The organism is Nonomuraea mesophila, assembly GCF_004352805.1.
Lineage (GTDB): Bacteria > Actinomycetota > Actinomycetes > Streptosporangiales > Streptosporangiaceae > Nonomuraea > Nonomuraea longispora.
Window position 1 is genome coordinate 1 of the sequence record NZ_SMLD01000315.1, and the last position, 4,620, is coordinate 4,620.

The following is a 4,620-nucleotide window of genomic DNA, read 5'->3' on the forward strand; positions in this document are numbered from 1 at the left end:
GTGATGGATGGGCTGGGCCTGGACGGGCGGGTCGCGGTGGTGACCGGGGGAGCGGGCGCGATCGGCGCGGCCGTCGCCGCCGACCTGGCCGCGCTGGGCGCCCTGGTGGTGGTCGCCGACGTGGACCTGCCGAACGCCGGGAAGGTCGCCTCCGGCCTGCCCGGCGCGCGGGCGCTGCCCGTCGACCTGGCCGCGCCCCCGTCCGTCGAGGCGTTCTGCGGCGCCGTGGGACCGGTGGACATCCTGGTGCACAACGCCGGGGTGTCGGTCGTGCAGGCGTTCGTCGACAGCGACCCGGCGGCCTGGGACCTCATGTGGCAGGTCAACCTGCGCGGCCCGATGTTGCTCACCAAGCTCCTGCTGCCCGGCATGCTCGGCAGGGGCTGGGGGCGGCTGGTGTTCGTCTCCTCCGACGGCGCGAGGGCCGGCTCGGGCGGCGAGGGGGCGTACGCCGCCACGAAGGCGGGGCTGTTCGGGCTGGCCAAGACGCTCGCCCGCGAGTCCGCGAGAGCCCAGGTCACCTCCAACGTCGTCTGCCCGGGTCCCACCGACACGCCCATGCTCAGGAGGGTGACGCAGGCCGAGCCGGAGCTCGTCGGCAAGATCGCGCGCGGCATCCCGCTGCGCCGCCTCGGCACGCCGGCCGACGTGGCCGGCCTGGTCGCCTACCTGTGCACGGACCGCGCCGCCTACATCACCGGGCAGATCCTGTCGGTGAGCGGCGGCGTGACCATGCACTGAGCCTCATGCGGTCACAGGGCCCGGTAGACGGCCTCCATCAGGCGCACGCCGCGCAGGTTGCCGGAGAGCGCGGCGGCCATCCTGTTCATGACGTAGCCGACGGCCAGGCCCCGCTCGGGGTCGCCCAAGCCGATGAAGCCGCCCATGCCGGTGTGGCCGAACGCGCCCGCCGACGGCACGAAGAACGTCAGCGACGGCCGCATGAAGCCGAGCCCGAACGAGGTGTCGAGGAGCAGCACCCGGTCGGGGCCGCTCACGCGCGGACGGATCGCCTCGCGCAGCACGCCGGCAGGCAGCAGCTCACCGGCGATCAGCGCCCGGTAGAACCCGGCCAGCCCCCGCGCCGTGGCGACGGCGCCCGCCGCCGGCCATCCGGCGCGCAGGATGACCGGATGGTTCGCGCCGCCCTTGAGCAGCTGCATGCGGGGGTTGCCGAGCGCCCGGTTCATCAGGCTGTGCGGGTCCTGCGCCGCTCTGGTCATCTCGGCCAGTACGTCGTTCGACCGCCCGCCCGCCGCGGCTTCCGTGGGGGCGGGTGCCTGGGTGCGTTCTGCCGCCTGCAGCCGGGCCGTACGCGCGATCACGCTGTCCGGTGCGCCCATCCACAGTTCCAGTCGCAGAGGGCGGGCGATCTCCGCGGCGACCAGATCCCCGACGGTCTTGCCCGTCACCCGCCTGATCACCTCGCCGAGCAGGAACCCGTAGGTCAGCGCGTGGTAGCCGTGCGCCGTCCCCGGCTCCCAGAGCGGAGCCTGGGCGGCGAGCCTGGCCGCGATCGCCGCGTGGTCCTCGAACTCCTCGACCGGCACCGGATCCTCGATCACCGGCAGCCCGCTCTGGTGGGTGAGCACCTGCTCGACCGTGATGGCCGCCTTGCCCTCCGCCGCGAACTCGGGCCACACGTCGGCGACCGGCGCGCGAACGTCCACCAGTCCCCGCTCCGCCAGTTGCAGCAGTACGGCCGCGGTCAACGCCTTCGTGCAGGAGCAGACGAACGCGGGCGTGTCCTGCTGCCACGGTCGCCCGGTGTGCCGGTCGGCGACCCCGCCCCACAGGTCGACGACCAGCTCGCCGTCCAGATAGACGGCCAGGGCGCCGCCCAGTTCCTCGCCGTCGGAGAAGTGCCGCTCGAAGACCTCGCGTACGCCGGAGAACCGGGGATCGCAGTGCATCAGACCTCCGCGGAGGAAGGGAGCTCAGTGGTATACGAGCCTAACAACTGGGGACGATTCGGCCCAGATGATCAGCGTGGCACTCTCAACCTCCTCACCCCCGCCGTGGTGCTCGACGCCCTGCGCAGCGCCACCACGGGTGAGGTGCTGAGCCTGGCCATGCCGATCAGGGGCGCCACCTCCTCACCCGCGCCCACGACGGTCCCGCACCTGCCGGGCCGCCCGCTGCCGCAGCACTTCATGTCCGTGGACGGCGGCGACTACGCGGCCGGTACGCGGCCCATCGGCGAGGGCCTGAAGGTGGCCGACGACGCGCTGGTCGTGACCCACCACGGCACCACGACGCACATGGACGCGCTGTGCCACATGTGGTCGGGCGACGAGCTCTACAACGGCCACCCCGCGGCCAGGGTGCGTTCCTACGGCGCCACCCGCTGCGGCATCGAGCGGGTGGGCGGGGTGGTCGCCAGGGGCGTGCTGTTCGACGTGCCCCGCCATCTCGGCCTCGACCACCTGCCGCCCGATCACCGCATCACGGCGGACCTGCTGGCGGACCTCGCCACGCCGCGGCCGGGGGACGTCGCGGTGATCCGTACGGGCTGGCCGCTGGTGTGGGAACGGTCGCGCGAGGAGTACTGGTCGGGCCAGCCGGGGTTGTCGGCCTCGGCCGGCCGGTGGCTGGCCGAGCACGACGTCGCGGCGGTCGCCGCCGACAACGCCGCGATCGGCGGGCTCGACGCGCGCGGGCGCGCCGAGGAGGACCTCGCCGACGACCTGCACCTCATCCTCCTCCACCGGCACGGCATCCACCTGATCGAGATGCTCTGGCTGGAGGAGCTGGGCGCGGCCGGGTGTACGGACTTCGTGTTCGTGGCGGCGCCGCTCAGGATCGAGGGCGGCACCGGCAGCCCCCTCACCCCGCTCGCCATCCTGTGACAACCCCTGTCGGCTCGTGGGGTCAGCTCGTGGGCCAGGTCACGGGCAGGCTGGTGGCGCCGTACACCGTGGCGTCGGGTTTCAGCGGCACCGCGGACGCGGGGACGGCCAGCCGCAGCCCCGGGAAACGTTCGAACAGGGCGCGGTAGCCGATGCGCAGCTCGATCCTGGCGAGCTGCTGCCCGAGGCACTGGTGCACCCCGTGGCCGAACGCCAGATGCCGCCGCGCGCCGCTCCGGTCGAGCCGGAGCGTTTCCGGGTCGTCGTGGATGGACGGGTCGCGGTTGATGACGGGCAGGGAGAGGACGACGGTCTCGCCCTTCCTGACCAGCTCGCCCGCGACCTCGACGTCCTCCAGCGCGGTACGCGAAGGCCCGCCCTGGTGCAGGATCGACAACCAGCGCAGCAGCTCCTCGACGGCGTCGTCCGAGACGGACTCCGGGGGCGCGCCCTGCCCCAGGAGCGCGAACACGCCGAGGGTCAGCATGTTGGCGGTGGTCTCGTGGCCGGCGACGAGCAGGAGCAGGGCGACGTTGGCCAGCTCCTCGTCCGTCAGCTCGGAGGCGAGGCCGCTGATCAGGTCGTCGCCGGGCGCCTCGCGCGCGCGCCGCACCTGCCCGTACAGGTAGGTGGTCAGGTCGCGGACGGCCGCCGGGTCGCCGCCGGGGATGACGAGCTGGGAGCTGCGTTCCTGGAAGAACTCGTGGTCGGCGTACGGGACCCCGAGCAGCTCGCAGATGACCATGGACGGGATCGGCAGCGCGTACGCCGTCACGAGGTCGGCCGGTGGCCCGGCGGCGGCCATGGCGTCGAGCCGCTCGGCGGCGATCTGCTCGATGCGCGGCTCCAGCAGGCGCATCCTGCGCACGGTGAACTGGCCGGTGAGCAGCCGGCGGTAGCGGGTGTGCGCGGGAGGGTCCATGTTGCCGAAGAAGCCGGGAGGGGCCGCCTGGCCGGGCGCGCCCGGACGTGAGGAGTGCGTGGCGACGTGCTTGATCTCCTGGCGGGCGCTGAATCTGGGGTCGCCGAGCACCGTGCGGGCCGCGGCGTCGGTGGTGCCCAGCCAGCCCAGGTGGCCGTCGGCGAACTCCAGGCGGCTCATCGCCGGCAGCCCGCGCAGACCGGCGGGCGGGTCGAAGGGGTGTTCCGGATGGCGTTCGAGAGGGAGTCTCATAACTGTGATAGTAGACCATCAAATGATAGTTCGCTCGCACAATTAGCCGCCCGGATATCCTCCTCCGCCGTGCGCGGCGTCCAGCGCGTCGTAGTCGGGTGCGGGGCCGCGCCTCGGGAGTGCGTCCACGAACACGACCTCCCGCGGTTTCTTGTACGACGCCAGCGACGCCTTGACGTGCCCGATAAGCTCCTCGCCCGTCGCCGCCGCGCCCGGATGGAGCACGACGACGGCCTTGACCGCCTGCTGCCAGACGGGGTCGGGCACCCCGATGACGGCGGCGTCGGCCACCGACGGATGAGAGGTGAGCGCCCGCTCCACCTCGGCGGGGTAGATGTTCTCGGCCCCCGACTTGATCATGCGCAGCTTGGGGCCGATGAAGGTGATGGTGCCGTCGGGTTCGCGGCGGCCGAGGTCGCCGGTGTGGTGCCAGCCGTACGCCGACTTAGCCGCATTTGCGTCGGGCCGGGCGAAATATCCGGAAAAGAGGGTCTTGCCCCGCGCGCAGATCTCCCCCACCTCGCCCACCGGCACCTCGACGCCGTCCGGCGCCAGCAACCGTACCTGGACCAGCGGATTCGGCCGTCCCGCGAACCC

5 protein-coding genes are annotated in these 4,620 nt (G+C 72.8%); 2 read left to right on the forward strand and 3 right to left on the reverse strand.

The window, feature by feature from the left end:
• Positions 1–3: 3 nt before the first annotated feature.
• Positions 4–741 (forward strand): SDR family NAD(P)-dependent oxidoreductase, encoded by a 738-nt coding sequence (locus E1295_RS47210; RefSeq protein ID WP_132641807.1) that lies wholly within the window; start codon positions 4–6, stop codon positions 739–741.
• An 11-nt stretch (positions 742–752) separates the two neighbouring features.
• Here E1295_RS47210 and E1295_RS47215 read toward each other — a convergent pair whose 3' ends face one another.
• Positions 753–1,913: a serine hydrolase domain-containing protein gene (locus tag E1295_RS47215; protein ID WP_132641801.1), complete on the reverse strand. Its 1,161-nt coding sequence runs from the start codon at positions 1,911–1,913 to the stop codon at positions 753–755.
• A gap of 27 nt (positions 1,914–1,940) precedes the next feature.
• On the opposite strand from E1295_RS47215, the gene E1295_RS47220 reads away from it, so the two are divergent.
• Positions 1,941–2,849, forward strand: coding sequence for a cyclase family protein (locus tag E1295_RS47220; protein ID WP_132641803.1), 909 nt, complete (start codon positions 1,941–1,943; stop codon positions 2,847–2,849).
• Between the two features lie 22 nt (positions 2,850–2,871).
• Here the strand turns inward: E1295_RS47220 and E1295_RS47225 are convergent, their stop codons facing one another.
• Both E1295_RS47225 and E1295_RS47230 read right to left on the reverse strand, forming a co-directional pair.
• A complete protein-coding gene (locus tag E1295_RS47225) occupies positions 2,872–4,023 on the reverse strand; it encodes a cytochrome P450 (RefSeq protein WP_132641805.1) in 1,152 nt (383 codons plus the stop codon).
• A gap of 42 nt (positions 4,024–4,065) precedes the next feature.
• The coding region (locus tag E1295_RS47230; protein ID WP_166427782.1) for an AMP-binding enzyme at positions 4,066–4,620 on the reverse strand (555 nt) is incomplete at its 5' end.